This is a genomic window from Pseudomonas sp., assembly GCF_035554175.1.
GTDB lineage: Bacteria > Pseudomonadota > Gammaproteobacteria > Pseudomonadales > Pseudomonadaceae > Aquipseudomonas.
In genome coordinates this window covers 40,150-66,836 of record NZ_DATMIV010000019.1, presented here as the reverse complement: position 1 = coordinate 66,836, position 26,687 = coordinate 40,150, and the positions used below count along the sequence as shown (strand labels likewise).

General features: G+C 54.6%; 15 protein-coding genes. 9 read left to right on the top strand and 6 right to left on the bottom strand.

Translation table 11 applies throughout. The features are described from left to right. Positions 1 to 24 precede the first annotated feature (24 nt). Positions 25 to 1,803: a hypothetical protein gene (locus VNV36_RS08615; RefSeq protein ID WP_325717390.1), complete on the top strand. Its 1,779-nt coding sequence runs from the start codon at positions 25 to 27 to the stop codon at positions 1,801 to 1,803. 772 nt (positions 1,804 to 2,575) lie between these two features. Here VNV36_RS08615 and VNV36_RS08610 read toward each other — a convergent pair. Next, positions 2,576 to 3,016 carry a very short patch repair endonuclease gene (locus VNV36_RS08610; protein WP_325717389.1) on the bottom strand — a complete coding sequence of 147 codons (441 nt, stop codon included), beginning with the start codon at positions 3,014 to 3,016 and terminating at the stop codon, positions 2,576 to 2,578. A 28-nt stretch (positions 3,017 to 3,044) separates the two neighbouring features. On the opposite strand from VNV36_RS08610, the gene VNV36_RS08605 reads away from it, so the two are divergent. After that, positions 3,045 to 4,637 carry a DNA cytosine methyltransferase gene (locus VNV36_RS08605; RefSeq protein WP_325717388.1) on the top strand — a complete coding sequence of 531 codons (1,593 nt, stop codon included), beginning with the start codon at positions 3,045 to 3,047 and terminating at the stop codon, positions 4,635 to 4,637. A gap of 48 nt (positions 4,638 to 4,685) precedes the next feature. Here VNV36_RS08605 and VNV36_RS08600 read toward each other — a convergent pair whose 3' ends face one another. The 4 genes from VNV36_RS08600 to VNV36_RS08585 all read right to left on the bottom strand — a co-directional run bounded on the left by VNV36_RS08600 (position 4,686) and on the right by VNV36_RS08585 (position 10,182). Then, positions 4,686 to 5,747 carry a histidine kinase gene (locus VNV36_RS08600; RefSeq protein ID WP_325717387.1) on the bottom strand — a complete coding sequence of 354 codons (1,062 nt, stop codon included), beginning with the start codon at positions 5,745 to 5,747 and terminating at the stop codon, positions 4,686 to 4,688. After that, positions 5,740 to 7,926: an ATP-binding protein gene (locus tag VNV36_RS08595; protein WP_325717386.1), complete on the bottom strand. Its 2,187-nt coding sequence runs from the start codon at positions 7,924 to 7,926 to the stop codon at positions 5,740 to 5,742. Before VNV36_RS08595 ends, VNV36_RS08600 begins: the two co-directional genes overlap by 8 nt. 194 nt (positions 7,927 to 8,120) lie before the next feature. Beyond that, complete coding sequence (locus VNV36_RS08590) at positions 8,121 to 9,371, bottom strand: ribonucleotide-diphosphate reductase subunit beta (RefSeq protein WP_016773579.1); 1,251 nt, start codon at positions 9,369 to 9,371, stop codon at positions 8,121 to 8,123. 550 nt (positions 9,372 to 9,921) lie between these two features. Beyond that, positions 9,922 to 10,182, bottom strand: coding sequence for a DUF2790 domain-containing protein (locus VNV36_RS08585; RefSeq protein ID WP_325717385.1), 261 nt, complete (start codon positions 10,180 to 10,182; stop codon positions 9,922 to 9,924). A gap of 443 nt (positions 10,183 to 10,625) precedes the next feature. Between VNV36_RS08585 and acs the strand changes: the two genes are divergently transcribed. The 7 genes from acs (at position 10,626) to argR (ending at position 18,656) form a co-directional block, all read left to right on the top strand. Beyond that, a complete protein-coding gene (acs, locus tag VNV36_RS08580; RefSeq protein WP_016773581.1) occupies positions 10,626 to 12,581 on the top strand; it encodes an acetate--CoA ligase in 1,956 nt (651 codons plus the stop codon). A 716-nt stretch (positions 12,582 to 13,297) separates the two neighbouring features. After that, positions 13,298 to 14,071 (top strand): L-arginine-binding protein AotJ, encoded by a 774-nt coding sequence (gene aotJ, locus VNV36_RS08575; protein WP_325717384.1) that lies wholly within the window; start codon positions 13,298 to 13,300, stop codon positions 14,069 to 14,071. A 91-nt stretch (positions 14,072 to 14,162) separates the two neighbouring features. Next, complete coding sequence (locus VNV36_RS08570) at positions 14,163 to 14,852, top strand: ABC transporter permease (RefSeq protein WP_325717383.1); 690 nt, start codon at positions 14,163 to 14,165, stop codon at positions 14,850 to 14,852. Continuing rightward, a complete protein-coding gene (locus VNV36_RS08565; protein WP_325717382.1) occupies positions 14,849 to 15,547 on the top strand; it encodes an ABC transporter permease in 699 nt (232 codons plus the stop codon). Before VNV36_RS08570 ends, VNV36_RS08565 begins: the two co-directional genes overlap by 4 nt. A 1-nt stretch (position 15,548) precedes the next feature. Beyond that, on the top strand, positions 15,549 to 16,661 hold the full coding sequence (locus VNV36_RS08560; protein WP_325717381.1) for a succinylglutamate desuccinylase/aspartoacylase family protein: 1,113 nt from the start codon (positions 15,549 to 15,551) through the stop codon (positions 16,659 to 16,661). A gap of 27 nt (positions 16,662 to 16,688) precedes the next feature. Beyond that, positions 16,689 to 17,453: an ABC transporter ATP-binding protein gene (locus tag VNV36_RS08555; protein WP_042607206.1), complete on the top strand. Its 765-nt coding sequence runs from the start codon at positions 16,689 to 16,691 to the stop codon at positions 17,451 to 17,453. A gap of 222 nt (positions 17,454 to 17,675) precedes the next feature. Next, positions 17,676 to 18,656: a transcriptional regulator ArgR gene (gene argR / locus VNV36_RS08550; RefSeq protein WP_186529826.1), complete on the top strand. Its 981-nt coding sequence runs from the start codon at positions 17,676 to 17,678 to the stop codon at positions 18,654 to 18,656. A gap of 7 nt (positions 18,657 to 18,663) precedes the next feature. Here the strand turns inward: argR and VNV36_RS08545 are convergent, their stop codons facing one another. After that, positions 18,664 to 26,424, bottom strand: coding sequence for a dermonecrotic toxin domain-containing protein (locus tag VNV36_RS08545; RefSeq protein WP_325717380.1), 7,761 nt, complete (start codon positions 26,422 to 26,424; stop codon positions 18,664 to 18,666). Positions 26,425 to 26,687: the final 263 nt, after the last annotated feature.

Below are 26,687 nucleotides of genomic sequence, written 5' to 3'. Positions count from 1 at the left end.
ATTGTTTTTTGGGGGGGCGGTGAAATGAAAGAGTTTATATTGGATATCGCTGACAAGGAGCTTGCCGAGGTTCTTAATGTTACTCCTCTAGACCCTATAGCGAAGCATCTGTTCTTTTTAGAGATGACACGTGTTTTAGGGTATTGGTCTACTTTTAACTCAAGTTTGTCTAAAGAGTCGCAGTTGCCTGGGCCGATATTTACGATGATAGGATGGGGGTGGAATCTAGCCGCTGAGTATTATTTTTCAAAGTTGTCAGCACCTGGTTTTCCTATGTTTGAAAGTACCAGTAAAACAAGGGCTAATGCATTGAATGTCTTGCACAGGTTTGGGCGGTGTATACTCCTTCGGCGGGTAGCTGATATGTTGGATTCGGGAATGTTAGAAGGGGAAATTGTAGATGGAAAGTATGTGTTTCGAAGGCTCGGCGTATCTGATTCTCAAGTTTTAGATAATCTAGAGTATGAGTTTCTTAATGAGCTTGCTTTGAGTTTGGAGGGGAAGTTTGGTGAGGTCTATAATGGATGGAGTCTCACGGAATTTACCGATGTGGATATTATGCCGGAAAAGCTCGGGGCATTTCATGGTAAGGTCGTTATACCCGAGTTAAGGGCAATGCGATCAGAGAATATAAGAGAGTTAATGTCTCCGCTAGTAAAACCTTGGAACTCTGGTTTTGGAATAATGATGGCCTATGATGCGATTCCGGAAACGGACGCTCATTTTTTTTCTATTGCATTAGAGATGGTTATAGCATGGCGCGATGAAGCCGGAATACATCCTGCTGTTGAATTGGATGCTGGCACCGGATTCGAATTAAGTATTGTTGTTGCAGCTGTCCTAAGTTTGCATTTGAAGCACTTAGCTTTTCTGGGGATTTCAGTGGAGAAATATCCAGAAATATTAATTGAGCAAAGCTTAACTATATGGAAGTCAAGGGTTGAGCTGATAGAAACCGTTAAGATTTTGTCTAGGCTTGACAGGGATGCCGTGGCTAGAATGGTCGATGGTATTACGTTCTTTCCTGAGGATATTGGCTGTATTAAAGGTAATACAACACCTTTTTCGCCTCTGCTTATTGGGTTGGGGAATGAACAGATAATAATGCCGGTTTGGTGCGTTAACAGTAATCCTTTCGCATCGTTGATAAAGCTTTTTCAATGGCGAAACTCTAGAATTGAGAATGCTTTGGCTAAATACCGCGAAAATTGGCAGAGGTCAAATCTTTACGGTATTTTTGGAGGCAATAGATATGAACTTGTCAAAGGGAATGTAAATTTACGTATCGATGGTGTTTTTTTAACTGATATTGATGGAGCTATATTTGATTCGGTGACCGGAGAGTTGGCTTTATTTCAATTAAAATGGCAAGATTATTTTACGAATGATGTTAGAAGTCTAAGAAGTAAAGCTAGTAATCTCGCTAAGGAGTTGGAAGGGTGGGGGAGTAAGGTTTCGAACTGGATAGACCGATACGGGGATGAAGGTGTTGCTAAGAGTTTGCGATTGAAACTGAAAGGGGATCAAGGTATTGCTGGGATTTACTTGTTTGCGATATCTCAGTCGGTCGCGCGTACTGGTGCTTATGGATTTAAAATGAAAGACAGTCGTGTTGCGGTAGCGACATGGCCGCAATTTATGAGGTTGAGGACTGAGGTTGGGCCAGCTTGTAGTGTCTTTAGGGAGCTTCATTCTCGCATTAAAGATGAGGTTGAAATGACCTATCCATTTGTCGCCATACCCTATACTTTTAGATATTCTTCTGTGGAGATAAGTTTTGAAGATGTCTGGCGTGGGTACTAATTTAATTAATGTTTAAGTGTTAGGGTTGTTTGCTTGGTAAAGTCATTTCTTCTCAGATCTTACGCGGATATGAAGTAAATATATTACTGACTAACGAGCTTGCTATTTTCAAGGTAGTGTTACTCGGATTTGGACTCACTGCAAAAACAGCCGCCTTGAAACTCATACAGAGGGCTTAGAAACAATTGGAGTGCACGTAGCGATCGTGATGACTACACTAACAGAATTCGCGCCGATTCAATGTATCGAGCGCCATCAAACCAAGCATATCCCGCAATCGAATCCTCGGCTCATCTTGGCAGCTCAATATTGTGAATGAAATCTGCGGCCCTTTCAGAACGCTCGATGTCGGACGTTCGATCGAGCGCAACGTGCAGGCTTCACGCTTTGCAGGTACGCCCTAATGTGTCAGCCATTCGCGAAGCTGTCGATATCAGGGCGGTGTTATGGACGAGAAACGCGTACACGCCCGAATTCACTTACCATTTAGCGGTCTTCGGTAAGCCGTCGATTTGTACGTAACATCATGTACCGATCACCGGCATAGAGTTTGCGTGACATGCGCTCACAAAGGATATCTGCTCATCAAAAGGTTTGGCATCATGGACGCGGAGTACGCGTGATTTTCCACCAGAAGGGTATGCATGCAAGTAAATCGAGTTTGTAAAAAAAGGCTCAGACGTGTCGGGCATGCGCAACCAGAGTTCTCCTTTTAAGTCTTGTATTTGCTCCCCCTCACGTAGCCGGATTGTTCGCAGTGTACAGAAGCACCTTAAGAAATTGAATCCGAACGAGACGCCCGCTTTATAGAGTTGAGTACCGTTAGGAGGCTGTCAAGTACGAGAGAGCCTTTGTCAAGGTCACATTCCCAAATGGTAAGTACGGTCCACCCCGCCTGCTGCAATCGACTCTCGTTTTTTGAATCACGCTCGGTATTCTTTGTAAGTTTTTCTAGCCAGTATTCTGGACGGGTTTTAGGTAGGGTTGAGAATTTGCAGTTTTTGTGAAGGTGCCAAAAGCAACCATGGACAAATATACAGACCCTCAATTTCGGAAGTACAATGTCAGGATTCCCAGGAAGATCTTTCCGATGGAGCCTGAATCGATAGCCATTTGCATGGAGAAATTTTCTGACGATCATCTCTGGACGAGTATTCTTTCCTTTGATTTTGCTCATGATTTTAGATCGCGTTGCTTTGTCGACGACGTCCATTCCCCACATCCTGAAGTAGAAATACCCGATGAGTAAACGTGAACCTTGGCAAATAGTAGACCTATTCGCCGGCCCCGGAGGACTGGGAGAAGGTTTCTCCTCCGTGAACAATGGGGAAGCTTTTAAAACAGTAGTTTCCGCAGAAATTGATCCTGCAGCGCACGCTACTTTGAGGCTTAGAGCATACTATAGAAAGATAAAAAATCACTGCCAAGAGGCGTTGGCTGACTATTATAAGTTTTGCGAGAGAGGCGAAGTAACAAAGCCTTGGACGGATAAAACGAAGAAGTACTGGGATGCCGCAGAGAGCGAGGCCAGACTAATCAGACTTGGTAGTCCGGAAGGTAATGAGGAACTAGATAGCGTTTTAGATTCCGAACTTAAAAGTGATAAAAGATGGGTTTTGATTGGAGGGCCTCCATGCCAAGCATACTCACTCGTAGGACGCTCAAGAAATCGTGGAAAAGCTGAGTATAGACCAGAAGAGGATCATCGGCATTTTTTATACCTAGAATATTTGAGGATTATTCAACGCAAACGGCCTGCGGTTTTTGTGATGGAGAATGTTAAGGGGATATTGTCGTCCAAAGTGAATGGTGAATTCATCTTTCCGAAAATACTCCAAGATCTTTCTGATCCGGACGCTGCGTTAGGTGTTCCAGATACAGGTAGGACAAAATATAAAATCTGTTCATTGGTCACTGACGAAGTGTTTGAAAGTGGAGACGATCCGCGTGGCGTGAACTACAAAAACTACGTAATTAAGGCGGAGGAATATGGGATTCCGCAAGGGCGGCATAGAGTTATTCTAGTAGGAGTTTCGGATGATTTTCCGAAGGGGTTAAACAATATTTTTTTGAAGCCGGAGAAAGGTGCAACTGTGGAGGATTTGATTGGGAATCTTCCGAAATTGAGAAGTACGCTTACCAAAACGAAGGATACACCATATGCTTGGTGTGCCGAAGTATTGAAGCATATTGAAGATCTGTATAATTCCTGTTTAAAGAAGATGCCTAGGGATCCAGCTTTGGAAAGCAGATTGAGTATTGCGCTTGCATCTTTCCGGGGAGGGCATCTTGAAACAGGGTTGCAACAGCAGAAAATTACTACGGGGTGCAGCGGAAGTACCGGTCGCGCAAATCTAGACGCATGGTTTAGGGATGAGCGTTTAAGTGTTTGGTTGAATCACCAAGCACGTGGTCACATGACATCTGATTTGAAACGTTATGCATTTGCAGCTGCATTCGCACAAGCACATGATAGATCGCCAAAGGGTCATTCTGATTTTGATCTGCCTGGTCTGGCGCCGGATCATAAAAATTGGAAAACTGGAAAGTTTTGTGATCGATTTAAAGTGCAAATAAAGAGCTCGCCATCGTCAACAATAACTAGTCATATCTCTAAGGACGGTCATTATTTCATTCATTACGACGTAAATCAATGTCGTAGCTTGACAGTAAGGGAAGCGGCTAGGCTTCAGACTTTTCCTGATAATTATCTTTTTTTAGGAAACAGAACTCAGCAGTTCCATCAGGTAGGGAATGCGGTTCCACCGCTATTGGCGAAAAAAATAGCAGAAATAATACATGCGCTTTTATTGAGCGTGGAAGTTGCTCGCTAGCGTAAACGGACGAAAAAATCCCCGCATCCAAAGATGCGGGGAAGAAACTCAGCTAGAAAATCCGGGTGTTCCAATTCTACTAAAATAACTCCCAAAACGCTCAACGAGAGATGGAACAAAAAGTGGTGACAATGATGCGAATCGTTGGCTAGGTAACTTCTCCATCGCTTCGGCAGTTGGAAGTGATTTTATATTGTGAAACTGGACCATCCAAGGACCATGGGCGACGCCATCATTGTCCCTTAGCGGGAAGAGGAAGTGCTGTTTAGGGGATGATTCGTGTTGAATTATTCTATTTTTTTGATTGTCTTTTGTGGCTGCGTTCCACGCTTCAGAATGTTCGATGCATCTTGCTAACAATATGGTGTCAACTTTCGTCGGGTTGGCGAGGTCGCACCTAGGGCTGACGACGATCCATTTCTCATCATCAATAGTTACGATGTCCCCTGTATCTAGTCTTAGTTTGAGCGGTGGGAGAAAATAAGCCTCCTCAGGGTGTGTTTTATCCTCGTCTGCGCTTAACAGCACATCATGTACATGTGCAAGAATATGACGTGCGACGGAATTAGAGATTTTAGTCCCAGACGCTTTAGCACCGTCTGTCCAAAACTTCCAACGTTGCCATACTTGGCTAAAGAAAACGCGTGCGGTTTCACTTCTGAACGCCACCTCAGTATCTCTAATACCGAGGAATACTTCCTTGTTTTCTGCTATCCATTCTAGAACCTTGTGCTGCCCTTCGCTTTTGTCAATAACTCTTACGAAATACTTGGAGAAGTCTTCTGCGTCTTGAGTTTGTCCTGTGTAAATTATTACGCCAGCGGGCTGAGTAGAAATTATAGATTTAACAATCTTATTTCCTTCCGAGTTTATTTCAGCAGCTGCTCCCTCACCTCTTAGACCAAGATCCACGATAACCGCATCGAAGCGGCGGGACTCAAGTAGCATTTCTGCTTCCGAGATCGTAGCTGCCGCAGTGAAAGTGATACTAAATCCATGAGCTTTAATGTCTTGGTTGTGGCGATTAAAAACTCTCATCCATGACTCAATCATGGTTTTCTCGTCTTCGATCACCAAAATATACAAAGTTGGAAGAGGGAGTTCAGTCATTTTTTGATGCAACCATTTCAATGATAAAAGTAGTGTTCTCAGCAGAGTCGTCAAATGCAAGATCAGCTTTGCTTGCTCTTAGCGCTTCTCGCGCGATTGCGAGCCCTATTCCGGAGCCTTCTGGTTTTAAAGAAAAACCGGCATTGAAGAGCTTGGGTATATATCGTTCATCAATGATTGGTCCGTTGTTTGAAACGATTATTTGATGATATTTTTCCTGCTCTCGAGTTTGTATAGTTATATTCCGATTGTCTGAAGGGGAAGTTGATAGCCAGTGCGTTGCGTTATCTAACAAGTTTAGTAGCGCTGCCATCAAGTCGCCGTCGTGGCCCAAAAAATAAATATTCTTATTGGGTGGGTCAAAATCAACATTGATTTTTTCGGTTTTAAAATCTTTAGCGAATAGCTTTAAGCATCTATTGATTGTTCCTACAATATCTTGCTTATTCGGTGCGCCTCTTTTTTTTCCCGAAACTGGATTTAGTGATCTGAATAACGAGCTGAGCCCGCCAGCCGAACTTAGGATGTTTTTAGCGTTCTCTGGGAGGTTGGTGCGTATATAATTGCCAAAATCACTTTCTTCTAGTAGGCGTGGAGAGTCATTAACTATCTCCTCAGATCTAGTGGAAATATCAGAAAGATATCTTCTTCCGTCGTGCAGAACTTGAGTTATTACAAGGCCAAGAGACGAATGAGAAATCAGAGCCTGCTGGTAAGTCTCTAAGTCTTCAATTGCAGTTTTTAATGCGGTGGTTTCTCTAATGAACGCTTTTTCGACTTTGTCTCTGTAAATTGTTGGAAGTTCGGCAATGGCCTTTGCCGTGGCCTCCATTGTTGATGTGTGATGTACATCAGATGTGCTTCCACTAGGCTTCCGACTCAAACCCGCTCTTTCACGAAAATCTTGCCGTATGGACTCTACATGAGACAGAAGTTCCGCTATTTGTCGCTTCAGCCTGGCGAAAGATCCGTTGTGCTCCAAACCTTCCCGGCTACTGCGCTCTATTAGGCCTGAGATCCTCTCGTCGTCAATTGTGACGATTCCTGCCAGCTGATTAAGACCCAGTTTTTTGGACGGGTTCTGTACCCTCATGCGTTCTAATTCGAGCCAGTCTGTTTCCGCATCCCCATATGGCCTGATGCGGAAACCGTCTCGATAAATACCAACTCCAATATTTTCATTTAGAAGTTTTCTTGATTCTACTCGACCTAATGCTCCAAATCCTAAACCTTGGAATAAGCTCTGAATAGCATCGCTTTCTCGATCATAAATATTTAACCTGACTTTAACGGGGCCGCAATTGTCTTCCTCCGGAAATAGTTTACTTGCCGGTAAGTGCAGCGTGTGTTTTACTTTGTCGCCTCGGTCATTTAAAAATGTTCCTGTAAACGCGCCGTCGGAGCCGAATTCACCTTCCAGCATGTAGTGAAATAAATTTTCGATTGAAAGAGGTCTGATTACTTGTTCAGCTTCGGTCGAAGGATTTTCGTCAAAGGGGTTGATCAGAAGGTCAAGGCCATTAAATTTGTGAGCGTTCTTTTCGAACTTACTGATGTCAAGATGGATTTTGAAATCGGACTCTTGCGAAGAAAGCGGTGAAGCCAGTCTTCTAAGCTCCTTAATTAGATTTACTAGTTTTCTTTCTGACCATGTATCCTTTAGATCGCTTATGCGTAGCGTTACCCCTGGCTTATCTGCGGGTGCAATAGTATTTATTTCAATGTCTACTTCATCGAGGTATTTTGCTTGTTCGAAGTGTTGCCAGTCGACTTTCATGAGTGATGTTTCGAAATTCGATTCACTCGTAGCGGTAGTGCTTTCTAATTCAAGTTTATTTCCAAGTCTAGCAGTGGCGAAACGACCTACGCCCTTTGCGCCTAACATTCTTCTATTTTTTGTTGGGCTGGTTTTTCTTGTGACTTTGTCGTTTGTTGCTGGTTCCAGCCATTTTTCTAATAAATCATTAGCAGACATCCCATGCCCAGCATCCGAAACGGTAATGCTGCTCGAGCCGCTTTCCCAATCACCATTTTCTGGAGGGGTGATTTTAATTTTTACGTAGGGTGAGTCAGCATCATAGGCATTCTTAACCAACTCAATTAAAGCTGCTTCGGGCCCGCTAATTAACTGGTCTCCAATAGTTCTAACTATCCGGGCCCTTGGTCGTAACTTTGCCATCGGAAACCTCTCCTTGTTTGAAAACGATCTGTTAGGTTTGCAGAATTTGCAAAGCTACTATTATGACATTACGTTGTCTAGTAGGACCTTCGGAATGGTGTGGTAATTGTCTGTTAGGGAGGGGGGGCGTATTAAATTGAAGACCAAAAAAAAGCTGCCGATGGCAGCTTTTTAGCTAAGGAGGTATTTGGGAGTCAATCCCAGCTCAACGCACCACCAGTCTGATACTCAATAACCCGAGTCTCAAAGAAATTCTTCTCTTTCTTCAAGTCCATAATCTCGCTCATCCAAGGGAACGGGTTAGTCGTCCCTGGATACTCTTCCTTCAAACCAATCTGCGACAACCGACGGTTAGCGATGAACTTCAGGTAGTCCTCCATCATCGCCGCGTTCATGCCCAACACGCCGCGAGGCATGGTGTCGCGAGCGTATTCGATCTCCAGCTGCGTACCCTGCAGAATCATCTGGGTCGCTTCTTCTTTCATCTCGGCATCCCACAAATGTGGGTTTTCGATTTTGATCTGGTTGATCACGTCGATGCCGAAGTTCAGGTGCATGGATTCGTCGCGCAGGATGTATTGGAACTGCTCGGCGACGCCGGTCATTTTGTTGCGGCGGCCCATGGAGAGGATTTGGGTGAAGCCGCAGTAGAAGAAGATGCCTTCCAGAACGCAGTAGTAGGCGATCAGGTTGCGCAGCAACTCTTTGTCGGTTTCCGGGGTGCCGGTCTCGAACTTTGGATCGGAGATCGAACGGGTGTACTTCAGGCCCCAGGCTGCCTTCTTAGCGACCGATGGGATCTCGTGGTACATGTTGAAGATTTCGCCTTCATCCATGGCCAGCGATTCGATGCAGTACTGGTAGGCGTGGGTGTGGATCGCTTCTTCGAAGGCCTGGCGCAGGATGTACTGGCGGCATTCCGGGTTGGTGATCAGGCGGTACACGGCCAGCACCAGATTGTTGGCAACCAGGGAGTCGGCGGTGGAGAAGAAGCCGAGGTTGCGCATGACGATGCGGCGCTCGTCGTCGGTCAGGCCTTCCGGGTTTTTCCAGAGGGCGATGTCGGCGGTCATGTTGACTTCTTGCGGCATCCAGTGGTTTGCGCAACCGTCCAGATATTTCTGCCAAGCCCAGTCGTACTTGAATGGCACGAGTTGGTTGAGGTCGGCGCGGCAGTTGATCATGCGCTTTTCGTCAACGGCGACACGGGCGGAGGCGCCTTCGAGTTCGGCGAGGCCTTCGGCGACGTCGAGGGAGTTCAGTGCAGCCTTGGCGCGGGCCACGGCGGCCGAGTCGTCGGCGGTCACGGCGCGGGCTTCGAGCGCTGCGGCGCCGCCGGCGTTGTCGAGGCGGTCCATGTTGGCTTCGCTTGCGTGGCCGGCGTTGGCGCCTTTCACGGTTGCGACTTCACTGTCTTCTTTATCGAATTCGTCCCAGCTCAGCATGACGTGTCGTCTCCTGCGTGAGGGCTTGTGCCCGTGTGAAACCTGATGGGTTGGTTTTTCACACGGCCAAACAAGCCGCGTTGGATGTCGTTTTTTGCAGCGCTGCACGCAGGCAAATAAACAGAAATTTTGACGGGTTCCGAGAGCCTCTGATGGGCGCAATCAGCGTCTGACGCTGTTGCGGGGCTTCAGAATGGCTTTTGCTCCCTGTAAGGGAATATTGCTGACCCGTATGGGGCGGCATTATAGGGAAATTTTTACCGGCGTGGTGCGGCGAATCGGCTCATGGCGAGGCCGAGGAGGGGGTGGATTTCGATCCGACCGAGGGATTACAGGGCTTTGCGCGGATTCGGCCGCTGCAGATTTTTTTTCGTTAATTTTTTGGCGGGTGATTTTTTGTTTAAAAAATAGCCAGAAAAGCGCTTTTTTCACTATATCTAGTGTTTTGCAAGCCTTTTTCGCGCCTCCAGACACAACTGAGCCCGACCGAAGCCGGGCTGGAATCGAGCCTCAATGTCGCGCTGAGGGAGCCGATTCGGTGCAGTCTGATTCAGTTCGTGCAGCCGTTGCCCATGATGCTGTAGCGCAGGATGTGGCGTTGGCCTTTGGAGTCGTCATATTCCATCTTTGCCGGTACTACTTCACAGACATTCGGAACTTCGCTCATCGATACAACTTTGGCGATGTCCAGGTGAGTCGAGTAAGTGTATTCCTCGATGACCGGTTGTTGCTGTGTGGCATCAGCCGGACCCTCGTTCGCCATGGCGGTTGCGCACAGACTGCTGAGGGCCAGAACCAATAAAGCTTTCATTTCTAATTCACCTTTTTGAGGTCGAGTGGGGTCACGCAACCTTTTTAGGGTTGCGTGTGGAGCTTGGGTATTTGATGCGTTACCTGGAGAGCTGGATTAACGGCCTTCGTGGGGGCTGTAACGTTGTTAATCGCGTTTGCCTTGTTGGCGAGGTGAATTTTAGGGCGCTGGGGTGAGGGTAAACAGAGGCGGTTTTGATAAACACTTTTGATGGTTTTGGTAACAATCCCCCAAGCACCCCCATTCCGTGTAGGAGCTGCCGAAGGCTGCGATCTTTTGACTTTGATTTTAAAAACAGATCAAAAGATCGCAGCCTTCGGCAGCTCCTACAGGGGCGCGCGAGCAGGGGAGGGGTTGTTACTACCATCGTCGAATGGTTCTATGAAGCCCGCCCGGCTACAACGGGGTCATACAAAAACAACTATTACACCGAGGTAGGAAAGATGAGTGCGGCTTCTCTGTATCCCGTTCGTCCCGAGGTACTGGCTAACACGCTGACTGACGAGGCGACCTACAAGGCCATGTACCAGCAGTCGGTCGTCAACCCTGACGGCTTCTGGCGCGAGCAAGCCAAACGTCTGGACTGGATCAAGCCTTTCACCACGGTGAAACAGACCTCGTTCGACGATCACCATGTCGATATCAAGTGGTTTGCCGACGGCACCCTGAACGTTTCCTACAACTGCCTCGACCGTCATCTGGCCGAGCGCGGCGATCAAGTCGCGATCATTTGGGAAGGCGACGATCCTTCCGAAAGCCGCAACATCACCTACCGCGAACTGCACGAGCAAGTGTGCAAGCTGGCCAACGCCCTGCGCGGTCAGGACGTGCACCGTGGCGACGTGGTGACCATTTACATGCCGATGATCCCCGAAGCCGTGGTCGCCATGCTGGCCTGCACCCGGATCGGTGCGATTCACTCGGTGGTGTTCGGCGGCTTCTCGCCGGAAGCCCTGGCCGGTCGCATCATCGACTGCCGTTCGAAAGTAGTGATCACCGCTGACGAAGGCATTCGTGCCGGCAAGAAGATTTCCCTCAAGGCCAACGTCGACGACGCCCTGACCAACCCGGAAACCAGCAGCATCCAGAAGGTCATCGTGTGCAAGCGCACCGGTGGCGACATCAAGTGGAATCAGCACCGCGACATCTGGTACGAAGACCTGATGAAAGTCGCGGGCACCGTGTGCGCGCCGAAAGAGATGGGCGCTGAGGAAGCGCTGTTCATCCTTTATACCTCCGGCTCCACCGGCAAGCCGAAGGGCGTTCAGCACACCACCGGCGGTTATCTGCTCTATGCAGCGATGACCCACGAGCGCGTGTTCGACTACCGCCCCGGCGAAATCTACTGGTGCACCGCCGACGTCGGCTGGGTCACCGGCCACAGTTACATCGTTTACGGGCCGCTGGCCAACGGCGCGACCACCGTACTTTTCGAAGGCGTGCCGAACTACCCGGACATCACCCGGGTGGCGAAGATCATCGACAAGCACAAGGTCAACATCCTCTACACCGCGCCGACCGCGATCCGCGCGATGATGGCTTCGGGTCAGGCCGCCGTCGAGGGTGCCGATGGCAGCAGCCTGCGCCTGCTCGGTTCGGTCGGCGAGCCGATCAACCCGGAAGCCTGGGACTGGTACTACAAGAATGTCGGCAAATCACGCTGCCCGATCGTCGATACCTGGTGGCAGACCGAAACCGGCGGCAACATGATGAGCCCGCTGCCGGGTGCACATGCGCTGAAGCCGGGTTCGGCGGCACGTCCGTTCTTCGGCGTGGTGCCGGCGCTGGTCGACAACCTCGGCAACATCATCGAGGGCGAGGCCGAAGGCAATCTGGTGATTCTCGATTCGTGGCCGGGTCAGGCGCGCACGCTGTATGGCGATCACGACCGCTTCGTCGATACCTACTTCAAGACCTTCCGCGGCATGTACTTCACCGGTGACGGCGCGCGCCGTGACGCCGATGGTTACTACTGGATCACTGGTCGCGTGGACGACGTGCTCAACGTTTCCGGGCACCGCATGGGCACAGCCGAGATCGAGAGTGCGATGGTCGCACATCCGAAGGTTGCCGAGGCTGCTGTGGTAGGCGTGCCGCATGACATCAAGGGGCAGGGCATTTATGTCTATGTCACGTTGAAGAATGGCGAGGAACCGACCGAGCAATTGCGTCTGGAACTGAAGAACTGGGTGCGCAAGGAGATCGGCCCGATCGCTTCGCCGGACGTGATCCAGTGGGCGCCGGGGTTGCCGAAGACCCGTTCGGGCAAGATCATGCGGCGGATTCTGCGCAAGATTGCCACGGCGGAATATGACGGCCTGGGCGATATCTCGACCCTGGCGGATCCGGGCGTGGTGCAGCATTTGATTGATACGCACAAGACGATGAATGTGGCGTAAGCCTAAGCCATAGTTGTAGCGAAGCCCTGTCCGGCGATGCTGGATGGGGCTTTTTTATGTCTGAGGATTTCGTGGGGCGCGCGCCTGCCTCTTCGCGAGCAGGCTCGCTCCCACAGTTGACTGCATTCCAACTGAAGGAACCCGATCCCCTGTGGGAGCGAGCCTGCTCGCGAAAGCGATCTGTCAGGCGCTGCTGTAGCCACCTGTAGGAAACCGCAACAACCCAGCCAATAATTATCGATCTGCGCCGCGAGACCTTTCCTTCTGTTACCCGGTACAAGCCAATGTGTAACCGCGCGCTCCAAACCGGGGTGAAGGGAAACGCCATGCCCCGTTTTAGAGCCGCAAAATCCTCGGTGAAGAATAAGACACAACGCTGCGCTTGCCGGATTAGAAGGGTTTGCGAATAATGGGCCCGCAACTTGCAATATGTATCGGTTCACTGTCTTTCGCTCTTGCATGAAATTGCGAGGCTGTCAATGAGCTCAAACCGCTTTCTCGGTGCATCTGTAATTAGTTGTCGCATTGAAGAAATATCGGCTTCGGGCCTGTCGTTAGAATGCCGATCACTCGCTCATCGTGGCTGACGTTGAAATCGCCAGCGGTTTCATTGGGAAATTTCCCCGCCGATGCGCAACCGATTTCCGATTCACCCATTCGCATATTGGGCTGTCGCTCACTCTGCCGTTTTTGCCCTTTACCGATGGAGTCCCAAGATGAAGAAACTTGTGCTGCTTGGCGCCCTGGCACTGTCCGTGCTGTCGCTGAATGCCGTCGCTGACGAAAAACCTGTGAAGATCGGCATCGAAGCGGCTTACCCTCCATTCGCCTCGAAAGCGCCGGACGGCAGCATCGTTGGTTTCGACTACGACATCGGCAACGCGCTGTGCGAAGAAATGAAGGTCAAGTGCGTGTGGGTCGAGCAAGAGTTCGACGGGCTGATCCCGGCACTGAAAGTGCGCAAGATCGACGCGATCCTGTCGTCGATGTCGATCACCGAAGATCGCAAGAAGTCGGTCGACTTCACCAACAAGTACTACAACACCCCGGCACGTCTGGTCATGAAGGCCGGCACTCAGGTCAGCGAAAATCTGGCTGAGCTCAAAGGCAAGAACATCGGCGTGCAGCGCGGTTCGATCCATGAGCGTTTTGCCCGTGAAGTTCTGGCTCCACTGGGCGCCGAGATCAAACCGTACGGCTCGCAGAACGAAATCTACCTCGACGTGGCTGCCGGTCGCCTCGACGGCACCGTGGCTGATGCGACCCTGCTCGATGACGGCTTCCTGAAAACCGACGCCGGCAAAGGTTTCGCGTTCGTCGGCCCGGCGTTCACCGACGTCAAATACTTCGGCGACGGCGTAGGTATCGCAGTACGCAAGGGCGATGCCCTGAAAGACAAGATCAACACGGCCATCGCGGCCCTGCGCGAGAACGGCAAATACAAAGCAATCCAGGACAAGTACTTCGCCTTCGATATCTACGGCAAGTAACACGTCTCTGCGACAAGTCCGAAATGGCGCAAGCAACAGAATCTCTGCGGTTTGCGCCATTTTTTCATCCCAACTTTCGAGGACCTGAATCATGTTGAAAGGCTACGGGGCTGTCATCCTCGATGGCGCATGGCTGACGCTTCAGCTCGCCTTGTCGTCCATGGCTCTGGCCATCGTTCTCGGGCTGATCGGTGTCGCGTTGCGCCTGTCGCCGGTGCGCTGGCTGGCTTGGCTGGGCGACCTGTATTCGACGGTGATCCGCGGGATTCCCGACCTGGTGCTGATCCTGCTGATCTTCTACGGCGGTCAGGACTTGCTCAACCGCGTTGCGCCGATGCTCGGCTATGACGAGTACATCGATCTCAATCCATTGGCCGCCGGTATCGGCACCCTCGGTTTCATTTTCGGTGCGTACCTGTCGGAGACCTTCCGTGGCGCGTTCATGGCGATTCCCAAGGGCCAGGCCGAAGCGGGCATGGCGTACGGCATGAACAGTTTTCAGGTGTTCTTCCGGGTGATGGTGCCGCAGATGATTCGTCTGGCCATCCCGGGCTTTACCAACAACTGGCTGGTACTGACCAAGGCCACCGCGCTGATTTCCGTGGTCGGTCTGCAAGACATGATGTTCAAGGCCAAGCAGGCGGCGGATGCCACGCGTGAGCCTTTCACCTTCTTCCTCGCAGTGGCGGCGATGTACCTGGTGATCACCAGTGTTTCGTTGCTGGCATTGCGTCACCTTGAGAAGCGCTACTCGGTAGGCGTAAGGGCGGCTGATCTATGATCTTCGACTACAACGTCATTTGGGAGGCGCTGCCACTGTACTTCGGCGGCCTGCTGACCACCCTCAAACTGCTCGCGCTGTCGCTGTTCTTCGGCTTGCTCGCGGCGTTGCCGCTGGGGCTGATGCGCGTCTCGAAAAACCCGATCGTCAACGGCGCGGCGTGGCTGTACACCTACGTGATTCGCGGTACGCCGATGCTGGTTCAGCTGTTCCTGATCTATTACGGTCTGGCCCAGTTCGAAGCGGTGCGCGACAGCTTCCTGTGGCCGTGGCTGTCGAGCGCGACGTTCTGTGCGTGCCTGGCGTTTGCGATCAACACCAGCGCCTACACCGCCGAAATCATCGCCGGCAGCCTGAAGGCGACGCCGAACGGTGAGATCGAAGCGGCCAAGGCCATGGGCATGTCACGCTTCAAACTGTACAAGCGCATCCTGCTGCCGTCGGCTCTGCGCCGGGCACTGCCGCAGTACAGCAACGAAGTGATCATGATGCTGCAGACCACCAGTCTGGCGTCCATCGTGACCCTGATCGACATTACTGGCGCGGCGCGTACCGTCAATGCGCAGTTCTATCTGCCGTTCGAGGCGTACATCACCGCCGGCGTGTTCTACCTGTGCCTGACCTTCATTCTGGTCAAGCTGTTCAAGCTGGCCGAGCGCCGCTGGTTGAGCTACCTCGCGCCGCGGAAGCACTGATATGGAACGCATCGACCACGTGTTGCCGTGGAGTCACCTGGGCAGCGAGCGCAAGGTTTCGGTATTTCGCTTCGGCCAGGGCGAGCGCAAGGCCTACATTCAGGCCAGCCTGCACGCCGATGAACTGCCGGGCATGCGCACCGCCTGGGAGCTGAAAAAGCGCCTCGGCGAACTGGAAAGCCAAGGTCTGCTCAACGGTGTGATCGAGCTGGTGCCGGTGGCCAATCCGATTGGCCTGGGACAGTTGCTGCAAGGCAATTTCCAGGGCCGTTTCGAGGCGGGCAGCGGGAAGAATTTCAACCGTGATTTCGTCGAGCTCAGCGCCCCGGTCGCGGCGGCGCTGGCCGAACGGCTCGGTGACGATCCGCATGCCAACGTGCGGCTGATCCGTCAGGCCATGGCCGATCATCTGGCCGCATTGCCGGAGGCGAGCAGCCAGTTACAGGGCATGCAGCGCGTGTTGCTCAGCCATGCCTGCACCGCCGATGTCGTGCTCGATCTGCACTGCGATACCGACGCCGCGCTGCACATGTACACGTTGCCGCAACACTGGCCGCAGTGGCGCTCGCTGTCGGCGCATCTGAACGTGAAGGTCGGCTTGCTGGCCGAAGATTCCGGCGGCAGCTCGTTCGATGAAGCGTGCTCGTTGCCGTGGCTGCGGCTGTCGCGGTTGTTCCCGGATGCGCAGATTCCGCTGGCGTGTCTGGCGACCACGATCGAGCTGGGCGGGCAGGCCGACACCGGTCGCGTCGAAGCCGAGGCCTATGCTGAAGGCATTCTGGCGTTCCTTGCCGAGCAAGGCCTGATCACCGGCGAGTGGCCGGCCCCGGCACACGACGCGTGTGAAGGCATGCCCTTCGAAGGCACCGAATTGTTGTTTGCACCGCACCCCGGTGTGGTGAGTTTTTCCCGCAGGCCCGGTGAATGGGTCGAGGCGGGCGACGAGATTTTTCAAGTGATCGACCCTGTGTCCGATCGGGTCAGCACGGTGTGTGCTGGTACGTCCGGGGTGCTGTTTGCCATTGAACGGCTGCGCTATGCCCAACCCGGTTTCTGGCTGGCCAAGGTGGCGGGGCGCGAAGCGCTGCGTCACGGGCGCTTGCTCAACGACTGACTGACTGTTTTTGTGAGAACCGACCGCATGTACAAACTTGAAGTCCAAGACCTGCATAAACGCTATGGCAGTCACGAAGTGCTCAAGGGCGTGTCCCTGAAAGCGGCCGCCGGCGATGTGATCAGCATCATCGGCTCCAGTGGCTCCGGCAAAAGTACTTTCCTGCGCTGCATCAACCTGCTTGAGCAGCCGCACGCCGGCAGGATTCTGCTCAACAACGAAGAGCTGAAACTGGTAGCGAACAAGGACGGCGCACTGAAAGCCGCTGACCCGAAGCAGCTGCAACGCATGCGTTCGCGCCTGTCGATGGTGTTCCAGCATTTCAACCTGTGGTCGCACATGACTGCGCTGGAAAACATCATGGAAGCGCCGGTTCACGTACTCGGTGTGTCCAAGGCCGAAGCCCGCGAGAAAGCCGAGCACTACTTGAACAAGGTAGGCGTGGCGCACCGCAAGGACGCCTTCCCGGGGCACATGTCCGGTGGCGAGCAGCAGCGGGTGGCGATTGCCCGTGCGCTGGCGATGGAGCCTGAGGTGATGCTGTTCGACGAACCGACCTCGGCGCTCGACCCGGAATTGGTCGGCGACGTGCTGAAAGTCATGCAGGCGCTGGCCCAGGAAGGTCGCACCATGGTCGTCGTGACCCACGAAATGGGCTTCGCCCGTGAGGTGTCGAACCAGTTGGTGTTCCTGCACAAAGGCGTCGTCGAAGAAAGCGGCAACCCGCGCGAAGTGCTGGTCAACCCGCAGTCGGAGCGCTTGCAGCAGTTTCTGTCGGGTAGCCTGAAGTAATCAGGGCTGCCGTTGTGCACCCAATCAGGTCATGCTTCGCGACTGCAGGAGCTGACGAGTGCAACGAGGCTGCGATCTTTTGATCTTGTTCTGGAAGATCAAAAGATCGCAGCCTTCGGCAGCTCCTACAGGGATCTGCATCGGACTCAGGATTTGTGTTCATTTCCGGGCTAGCATTGGCCCATGCCTTCATCACCGTTGTTCGTTTCGGATTGCCCGCCCATGACTGCCCATCGAATAGGTTTCCTGATTTGGCCCAGCACTAAAGCGTTGACGCTGGCGCTGGCGGAGGAGGCCTTGCGAGTTGCGCAGCGGGTGCACCCGGACGTGGTGTACGAATTGTCGTTCCTGCAGGCCGAGCCTCCAGCCGAGGGTGCCTGGCAATTGCCCGGCGAGCCGTGGGCCGGCAAGCTGGAGAACTTCCAGAAGCTGTTTCTGCTCGCCGACGAGCCGCCGACCACACTGGCCCCGGCGCTGAGCAGTGCGCTCAAGCAAGTGGTACGGGCCGGTTGTGTGATCGGTGGTCTGTCAGCCGGTGTTTATCCGTTGGCGCAACTCGGTTTGCTCGATGGTTATCGTGCGGCGGTGCACTGGCGCTGGCAGGACGATTTCGCTGAGCGTTTCCCCAAGGTCATCGCCACCAGCCACCTGTTTGATTGGGATCGCGATCGCCTGACCGCGTGCGGCGGCCTGTCGGTACTTGACCTGTTGCTGGCGGTGCTGGCCCGTGATCACGGCGCGGAACTGGCCGGTGCCGTTTCCGAAGAACTGGTGGTCGAGCGCATCCGTGAGGGCGGTGAGCGTCAGCGCATTCCGTTGCAGAACCGCCTCGGCTCCAGCCATCCGAAGCTGACTCAAGCGGTGTTGCTGATGGAAGCCAACATCGAAGAACCGCTGACCACCGACGAAATCGCCCAGCACGTGTGCGTCTCCCGCCGGCAACTGGAGCGGATCTTCAAGCAGTATCTCAACCGCGTGCCGAGCCAGTACTACCTGGAATTGCGCCTGAACAAGGCCCGGCAGATGTTGATGCAGACCAGCAAGTCGATCATCCAGATCGGCCTGTCCTGTGGCTTCTCTTCGGGGCCGCATTTCTCCAGCGCCTATCGCAACTTCTTCGGTGCCACGCCGCGGGAAGATCGCAACCAGCGGCGCAGCAGCAGTCCGTTCGAGTTGTCGTCAGTGCCGCCGGAGCGCGGCTAGTCGCCCGTCAGCGATCGCTGTCGGGCCGCGGTTCGCCATCGGAAAAATCCGAGTCTTCGAAATCATCCAAAGCCTGGTGAAGATTGACCGTTCTGACTCGCTCTTGCATCAGGCGAATCTCGTTGGCAGCCTGGTAGGCCTGCAGGCGCTGCTGGCTCTCGGGGTTCAGCAGATTGCCACTGAAGTCCAACGACGCATTCCTGCCGATCGGCTCAAGGTGCAACTGCGGTGGCAGCTCGGTAATTGCGTTGTTCGACAGGTCGGCATACCCCAGATGGGGGAGGTCGAGTAATCCTGGCGGTACTTCACGCAATCCGGTATTGCGCAAGTGCAGTGAGCGGCATTCACGCAAGTTCCTCAGATCCGGCATCATCCTCAACGGGTTGTTGCTCAGATCAAGCAAGTTCAGCTTGCTCATCGCGCCCAGGTCATGGGCGGTTTGCCGAGTCAGCGCGATGCGGCAGGCAGGCAGTTCGAGTGTCTCCAGGCCGTTCAAAGCAAAAACCGCAGCGGGTATCTCGTTCAAGTGGTAGTCGCGGATGGTCAGGTTCTGCAGCTTCGGGAATATCTGCAGCAGCCTGTCAACTTTCGGGGGCACCGTCGCCGTGCTCGTCAGTTGCAATGCCTTAACGTAGTCGAAACGTCCGTTCAAAACCGGCAACTCCCCAGAGAAGGACAGATCGCAGTCCAGTTCGCTGCGCATGAGCTCTGTGGGCATTTCGCGCAGCCTTTGCAACAGGTGCTCTTTGAAAGCGTTTCTGTTGGTGATTTCGTGTTCCAGTGCATCGTCTGTCCGGCCATCCTGCGCAGCCCCGCTTACCCAGTTGTCGAGCTCGTTCTTCAGCGTGGTGAACTCTGTGTGTCGACGCAGCAGTTCGCTTCGCCCTTCGGCGAATGTACCGGGCAGACGGTAGAGCAGGTCATTGGCCTGGAAGGCAGTCAACTGCGGATATAGCGTCTGGACGATCTCGATGTCAGCTGGTTCTGCCGAGACATTGAAATGGTCCGCCTTCAACTGAAAGCACGCCTTGACGCGTTCTCTGGAAACGTCTGATAACGGATTGGCGCTCATATCCACGCCACGACCGGCATACAGCGTCAGGTCGTCGGGCAATTCGCGAATATTGTTGTCGCTCAGCAAGGCGGTTTTCAGCTGAGGCAGTTGTTCCAGCCCCGGGGGCAGGCTGTCGATCTGCGTGCCGGTAAAGTCCAGGAACGTCAGTTCCTTCAGCGCCGAGACATCGGGTGCGGTGCGCAACGGGTTGTTGAAGAGATCCAGCGCATGCAATCGGGTCAGCCCGGACAAGGTGGTCTGTCCCGCTGCATCGAGTGTGATCTGGCAACCGCTCATCATCAGTGTTTTTAGCGAACGCATGCCGTTCAGCGGTCGGGGGATCCGGCCGAGGGTGAATCCTTCCAGTTCCAGTCCCTGCAATCCGCTGAAACTGCTTAAAAAGCTGTCGGGCACACTCAGCCCCGAGTTGCCCTGGAGATTGAGGTGCGTGATGTGGCTGAAGTCGGCGCTCAGTTCCGGTAATTCACCGGCAAAAGTCGCATCGGCTTCGAACGTGTTGAGGCGTAACGCCGAGTCCTTGGCGCTTCTGCTGCGCCAGAGCTTTTCGAGTTGCTCACCGAAGTGCTCTCGGGTGACGAGTTGTGCGGCTCTTTGCTCGCCAGTCCAGAGTTGGCCGGTCGCAGGATTGTTGACAGGGATCTGTTCGCGCCATGTGCTGAGGTCGCTGAGCATTTGGCTGATTTCCGCGTCCCATCGCAGCAGTTGTACTTTGCCGTCGTGCAACGTACCGGGGAGGCGATAAATCATGTTGGTGGCCGAATAGTCATTCAGGCGCGGAAACAGGCTGCGGGCCTTGGCGATATCAGCCGGGTCGGGCATGACCTGAAAGTGATGACCGTGGGCGGCATAGTATGTCTTGATACGCTCGCGGACCTTCGGCGACAGCGGATTGCCGGTCAGCTGTACACCTTTGGCGCGCTGTGGATCGAGGCTGAAAAAGTCGTCCGGCAGATCGTTGATGGCGTTGTTGTTGAGGTAGATGCTTTCGAGCGGGGGGTGTTCGGCAAGCCCCTCGGGCAGGGCGGTGAGCCCGGTATTGATGAGGAAAACATCGCGGATCGCCGGCAGGGTCCGAAGATCGGGTGCCACTTGCAATGGGTTGGCGCTCAGATCGAGAAGCGTGAGCGCGGGCAACGAGTTGAGTACATCCTGTCCGGCGGGCGTGAGGGTCACGGCGCAATGACTGAGCTGAAGTTCGTTGAGTTGTTGCAGACGGCCGACGAAGGCTGGAACTTCATTCAGCGCGAAGGCTTTCAGTTTCAGGGCTTGCAGGTTGGAGAATCGTTCCACGAACGGTCCCGGATCACTGATCGCGGCGTTACCGGTCAGCTTCAGGGTAGCAACATGGCTGAAGTCCGCGGTCAACCGGGGCATCTCGCCGAAGAACCTCAGGTCAGTTGCAAAAAAAACGCCGCGCGTGGCGGTCTCTCTCGTGCGCAGTCGCCACAGCGCCTCCAGAGCGCGCTTGAACTCGGTTCGCGCCCGGGTTTGTGCCTGCAATTCATCGGCAGACAGCACTTGCCCGGTTACCGGGTGCGTGGTCGGGGTTTCCCCTGCCCACCGGGTGAGATCACGCAGCATTTTCTCCAGATCCTCACGCCACCTGACAAGGTGCCTGCGACCCTCCGCCAGGTTGCCGGGCAGGCTGTAGATCAAGTCGCTGGCTTCTTGCTGGTCCAGTGCGGGAAACAACTGTCGGGCCAGGGCAATGTCCTGATTGTCGGCCCTCACCTCGAAATCATTTCCATGGGTGCGGAAGTAGTCTTTGATCTTGTTGCGGGAAGTGGGTGATAGCGGATTGTCGGAAAGGTAAATGCCGTCACTGCGTTCAGCAGGAAGGTCGAACAGGGCGTCGGGCAGGTTTTCGATGCGGTTGCCCGTCAGCACCGCAGTGCGCAGCTTCGGGTGGCTGATCAAGCCTTCGGGGGCGACCGTCAGCCCGTTGTTGGACAGATCGATGTACGTCAGTTCGGGCAACAGGTTGAGGTCGGGAAACGTACCCAACTGGTTGTCGCTCAGATCCAGTGTGCGCAGGTTGTTCAGGGAAAGCAGCGCAGCCTGGTTTTCCGGAGTGAGGGTCACGCCGCAATTTTTCAGTTCCAGCTCGTTCAGCGCTGGCAGCGTCGTCTCGGCCAGCGCAAGCGGTTCCAGATCAAAGTTGCGCAATCGCAATGTCGTCAGATTGGGGAAGCTCTGGACGAAGGCCAGGGTCCCCGAAATGTTCGGATTGCCACTCACGTTGATCCGCGAAACGTGCTCGAAGTTGGCGCTGAGTACGGGCATGTCACCGCTGAACCCGGCCGTCGCATTGAATCCTTCAGCGCGGTTGACCCCGGTCCGGAGACTCCAGAAGTCGCGCATTTGTTGCGCGAAGGATCGCCTGGCCTCCAGCTCGCGTTCTTGTGCCTTGAGCGACAGGGCTTCTCCTGTTGCAGGATCGGTGGACAAAGCCTGATTGGTCCATTGATTCAGTTCCAGGTCCAGGCGATCGAGCTCGGTTTCCCAGCGTGACAGCTGGCCGCGACCTTCTGCCAATGTTCCGGGCAACCGGTACAGCACCTGGGTGGCTTGCTCGTCATCGAGGGCTGGAAACAGCCGGGTGGTGCGTTGCAGGTCCTGCGGATCGGGCCGGACGCCGTAGTGTGTGCCGGTACTCTGGAAAAAGCTTTTGACGCGCTCGCGAGAGGTGGCGGACAACGGGTTGTCGGCAAAGGTGTAACCATCGCTGAGGGAGGCGGCCAGGTTGAAAAAACTGTCGGGAATATGGGTGATGTTGTTGCCGTTGAATTGCCCCGAGATCAGGCTCGGATGTTCAAGTACGCCGTCCGGCACTGTGTGGATGCCGGTTTTGGACAGATTGACATAACGCAGCGAAGGCAGCGTATGCAGGTCCGGCGGCAGGCCCAACGCGTTGCCTTGCAGATCGAGCAGTGTGAGCTGCGGCATTGACGCCAGAACCGACTCGCTGGCTGGCGTCATGCCCACCGCGCAGTTGCGCATTCTCAGTTCGCGAAGCGCCGGCATGGAGGTCAGTGCCTGGGGCAGGTTCGGGACGTTGAGGTTGCGCGCGTCGAGGTTTTTCAATTGCCGGAAAGACTGCAGAAAACCGTCCAGAGAATCGCTCGTGGTAATGCCGTCAATGGTCAGTTCGGTGATGTGGCCGAAGTCGGCCGACAGCACCGGCAAGTCGCCCATGATGCGCTGCGTCAGGCACAAGGCGTGGCCTGAGGCAACGCCTCGGTGATCCAATGCCCTGGCGTTCTCCCGTCGCCAGCCGCTGAGCAGCTCTTGGCGCAGCAGTCTTCGGTTTTGAATCTCTGCGCGTTTCTCTATCGATGTCAGTGGCAGGCCGGTTTCGGGGTGCACTGCGGGCGGGTTGTTGGCCCACACATGCAGTTCGTTTTGCAACTGCAGGTGATCGTTTTGCAAGCGGACCATCTCTGCGCGCCAGCCAGAAGGGCTGGCGAGCATGTTGTGTGCGAGGCTTTGAACGTTCGGGTCCGACATCCTTGGGTACAGGATCCGTATTTCTTCAGTGGCGCGCATGAGTGCATCGTCCGGGGGCGGCGTACCAAGGCGAGGATAACCGTCGGCTCCCAGCAGCCGTAGTGTGTCGACGGCCGGTGGTTGAATGGGGGGCTCGGCAATTACGGTGCGCACTTCGTGGCGCTCCGGTGTGCGTTCGCGGATGGCCGTTTTCAGCGCCTGGTCCTGGCCGATCTGCAGGTTGAGGCTCTGGCGCTCACTGTCGGGCAAGGCCTGTAACAGGCTGGAATAGAAATCACCAAGTGAATGCAGCTCCTGGCCACGGTCATCGTAGGGTTGATAACGACCGTCATCATGGCGGACCAGCACTTTTTGTGCGGGCGCCTCTTCGCTTCCGACGCTGGCAAGTACCGGGCCTTCATAGCGCCCATCGCGGATTTCGATCCGTACGTCACCGCTCCAGCCCGGCAACAATTTCAGGCTGTGCAGCGCCAGGACGTCGGAGTCGGGGTTGTTTATTGAGTCGAGATGCAGTCCTTCGTAGGCGCGGGTCACGCGTACTTCCTGACTGGCCAGTTGCAACAGCTCCTGCTGGCGCGGCGGCAGCCGGCCTTCGTTGATCTGCAGCAGTTCGCTGCCGGTGGCGGTGTCGAGCAGTTCGCGGGTCAGGGTGGCGGGTAGCGCGGGGGCCTGTGCCTGGAGCTGCGCGGCGAGCGGATCGTCGTTGTGCTGAAGGGCCTGATAGCGTGATTCGAAGAGCGTGCTTCTGTGCGCTTTTGCCAGACCGGCCACTTGCTGGCGCAAGGTCTGGCTACGGGCGTCCAGCGACGGTGTCACCGCGAAGGGCTCATCGAGCAACAGCTTGATCTGCGCTTCGTCAAGGGAATTGAGCAGGGTTTTGAGCAGGTCGCCATTGATCAGGCTGTCCTGCCGCAGCTGCGTGACGGGCAGGCTTTCGTCGGCGGAAGATTGCCAGAGCAGTTTGCCCTGGCGATCGAGCAGGCGCAGGCGTTGAGTGCTCGGCCAGCGACCGTGTTCGCTGAGCAATTGCAGTTGTGTCACCGGATCGGCGCGTAAAAACCTGTCGGCGACGTCGCTGTCGAGCTGATCGATAAAGCGCTGCAGCTGTTGATCGATCTTGAAGCGCTGGATGCTGTCGGCGAGCAGCGGCGGAATTTTTTCCTGGTTGACATGCATTTTGCGCAGCGCGTCTTCGCTGCTGCCGCTGATCTGCAGGATGGTTTCACGCACGGCCGGGGAGAAGGTCTCGACCGCAGGGCCGAGGCGGCGAAGTGCAGTTTCGCCATCCCATTGCAGCGGTTGTTCCAGTTCGGTGTGCCAGGCACCTTCGCCGTTGTGGCGCACCACCGGCTGATAAGCGTCGGGGCGGCTCGGATGTTCGATGCGGTACTGGCCCGGCGTTGTGCTTTGCTTGACCGAGTAATGGGCGTCTTCCAGGGGCAGCAGTCGTTTGTCCTGATGGCTGTGCAAACCGAGTGCATCGGGTTGCGACTCGGCATCCGGGCGCAACGGGTGTTGGTAGCGTTGGAGATCGGGCTCCCAGTAGCGAGTCTCGCCGGTGGGCATTTTCACTGGTTTGAAACGGTCGATGAACGCCACGACTTCCTTGGGCAGCACCTTGCGAAACTCTGCCGCGCCAATCGCACCGCCCACCGCGAACATACCCAGCTGAATCATTGACTCCACGGTTCCCATCAGGTGTTCCATGGCTTCGGTGGTACGGCCCTGTGCCCATTCGACGATGCCTTCGAAGGTTTCGTCGAGCATTTGATAGGCCATGTACGCCATCATCGCTTCGCCCAGCACCGGCACGAACGGTGCGACGATCAGCGCGGCAGTCTGCGCGATGGTGGAAAGAATATTGACCACCGAATCCCAGAACGCCCAACGCGCGCGTTGATCGACCCAGGCGGTAGGCACGGCGATGACCCGGGCATCGTTGAAGATCTTGTTCAGTTTCGCCTGGTGCAGGTGCTGCCACAGATCGTCGTGAAACGGTGTCAGCGCGGTCTGCAGGTCGGGCCGTTCAACCGGCGCTTCACGCCACGCTGGCAGGCTGCTGCCGGGCTCGTGCGGGTGCCACTTGATCTCACTCAGGCGACTGTTGAGAGTGTTGAAGAAATGCCCGCGTTGCTCGTGATTGACGAAGCGGGCGAAGAACCCTTGATAGTCTTTGGAGCGCAACTGGCGTGTCAGTTCAACAATCATTTCCAGGGGCGAGGTGTATTCCTTGAAGGGGTGCTCAGGATCATCCGGCACATACGCGACCACCCGCGCAATGCTGCGCGTCATGTACAGATCGGGGGCGAATACCACGATGCCGGTGAGCGGTGCGCACAGCATCGTTACGTCATGACACAGCACGGGCGCGCCGTTGATGTGAATGCCTTTGATGCCATCGAGCAAAGCCTCGACCAGGCGTGCGGCACTCTCTGACACATCGCGGTTCATCCGTGCCCATTGCAGCGCGGCTTTCATCGCCGCTTTCTCGCTGGCGTCCAGCTTGCTGCGCAATACCGACGCGACCATCGGGTCGGAGTAACCCAGATTGTCTTCAAGACTGGCTTTGTATTTCGCGCCGATATCCAGCCGGCGGCACAGTTGAGTGAAGGCGGGAATGCTCAGTCTGGCCTTGATGTCGGGCAGGGGCTCGAACTGCCCGTTGGCGGTCGGCGCGGTGGTGTAGGTCGAGTCGGATTCGAAAGCGTTGTCCCGGGTTTCACTCTCTTCAAAGTTGTGCAGCGCCGCGTCCAGCAGTGAAATGCTCCAGACGCGTGCGCCGGTTCTGATCGAAAACCAGGGGGTGGTGGCGGGGATGTACAGACGCACGAAGGTGTTTCTGACGTCCAGATCGAGATTGAAGCAGCTCTTCAATTCTGCCTTGAGCAAGGGCTCGGCGAAGGCGGCGGCGTCCTGCAGGTGTTCCAGGCTCTTGTCCACCTGGCTTTGCGCGGCGATATGCGCAGCGCCCAGGCTTTTCATCAGCTCGTGCTGGCCCAGGGGCACAGCCTTGAACGACGCCGGCAGCGTCACTCTGGCGCCTTTCAGAGCCTCGCGTCGGGACGATGAGGCACTGCCCAGCCAGGCCGGAATCGCATTTTTCAGCGGCAGATAATGATCGTCGGCGTGCTGCGCGGCGTTGGTGTCGGTCGGGGTTGCAGGTGGGTGTCTTTCTGACAAATGCATGGCCATTCCTTGGCATTGGGAAGATTGCCCAGCAAATCAGCAACAAGCGATCGCCGTGCGGTACATATTTGTGTCTTCGCCGCCAGGCTGACTTGGTATTCTGCGCAGCTGCCGCAAATCGGCTGCGCCCGGTAGACTGCGCCTTTGCGACGCTATATGTCGCATTGCCGTAAACCCGGGAAAATCAGGGTTTTGCGCTATAAGAAGTTGTCGCTTGGCGACAAGGCCGGGCACCCAACTGTCCTTACAATCCCCTCATCGCT

What these genes read in the sequence shown, in the direction of transcription:
- VNV36_RS08615 (WP_325717390.1), top strand. Translation starts at nt 25, where the DNA reads ATGAAAGAGTTTATATTGGATATCGCTGACAAGGAGCTTGCCGAGGTT.
- VNV36_RS08610 (WP_325717389.1), bottom strand. Translation starts at nt 3,016, where the DNA reads ATGGACGTCGTCGACAAAGCAACGCGATCTAAAATCATGAGCAAAATC.
- VNV36_RS08605 (WP_325717388.1), top strand. Translation starts at nt 3,045, where the DNA reads ATGAGTAAACGTGAACCTTGGCAAATAGTAGACCTATTCGCCGGCCCC.
- VNV36_RS08600 (WP_325717387.1), bottom strand. Translation starts at nt 5,747, where the DNA reads ATGACTGAACTCCCTCTTCCAACTTTGTATATTTTGGTGATCGAAGAC.
- VNV36_RS08595 (WP_325717386.1), bottom strand. Translation starts at nt 7,926, where the DNA reads ATGGCAAAGTTACGACCAAGGGCCCGGATAGTTAGAACTATTGGAGAC.
- VNV36_RS08590 (WP_016773579.1), bottom strand. Translation starts at nt 9,371, where the DNA reads ATGCTGAGCTGGGACGAATTCGATAAAGAAGACAGTGAAGTCGCAACC.
- VNV36_RS08585 (WP_325717385.1), bottom strand. Translation starts at nt 10,182, where the DNA reads ATGAAAGCTTTATTGGTTCTGGCCCTCAGCAGTCTGTGCGCAACCGCC.
- acs (WP_016773581.1), top strand. Translation starts at nt 10,626, where the DNA reads ATGAGTGCGGCTTCTCTGTATCCCGTTCGTCCCGAGGTACTGGCTAAC.
- aotJ (WP_325717384.1), top strand. Translation starts at nt 13,298, where the DNA reads ATGAAGAAACTTGTGCTGCTTGGCGCCCTGGCACTGTCCGTGCTGTCG.
- VNV36_RS08570 (WP_325717383.1), top strand. Translation starts at nt 14,163, where the DNA reads ATGTTGAAAGGCTACGGGGCTGTCATCCTCGATGGCGCATGGCTGACG.
- VNV36_RS08565 (WP_325717382.1), top strand. Translation starts at nt 14,849, where the DNA reads ATGATCTTCGACTACAACGTCATTTGGGAGGCGCTGCCACTGTACTTC.
- VNV36_RS08560 (WP_325717381.1), top strand. Translation starts at nt 15,549, where the DNA reads ATGGAACGCATCGACCACGTGTTGCCGTGGAGTCACCTGGGCAGCGAG.
- VNV36_RS08555 (WP_042607206.1), top strand. Translation starts at nt 16,689, where the DNA reads ATGTACAAACTTGAAGTCCAAGACCTGCATAAACGCTATGGCAGTCAC.
- argR (WP_186529826.1), top strand. Translation starts at nt 17,676, where the DNA reads ATGACTGCCCATCGAATAGGTTTCCTGATTTGGCCCAGCACTAAAGCG.
- VNV36_RS08545 (WP_325717380.1), bottom strand. Translation starts at nt 26,424, where the DNA reads ATGCATTTGTCAGAAAGACACCCACCTGCAACCCCGACCGACACCAAC.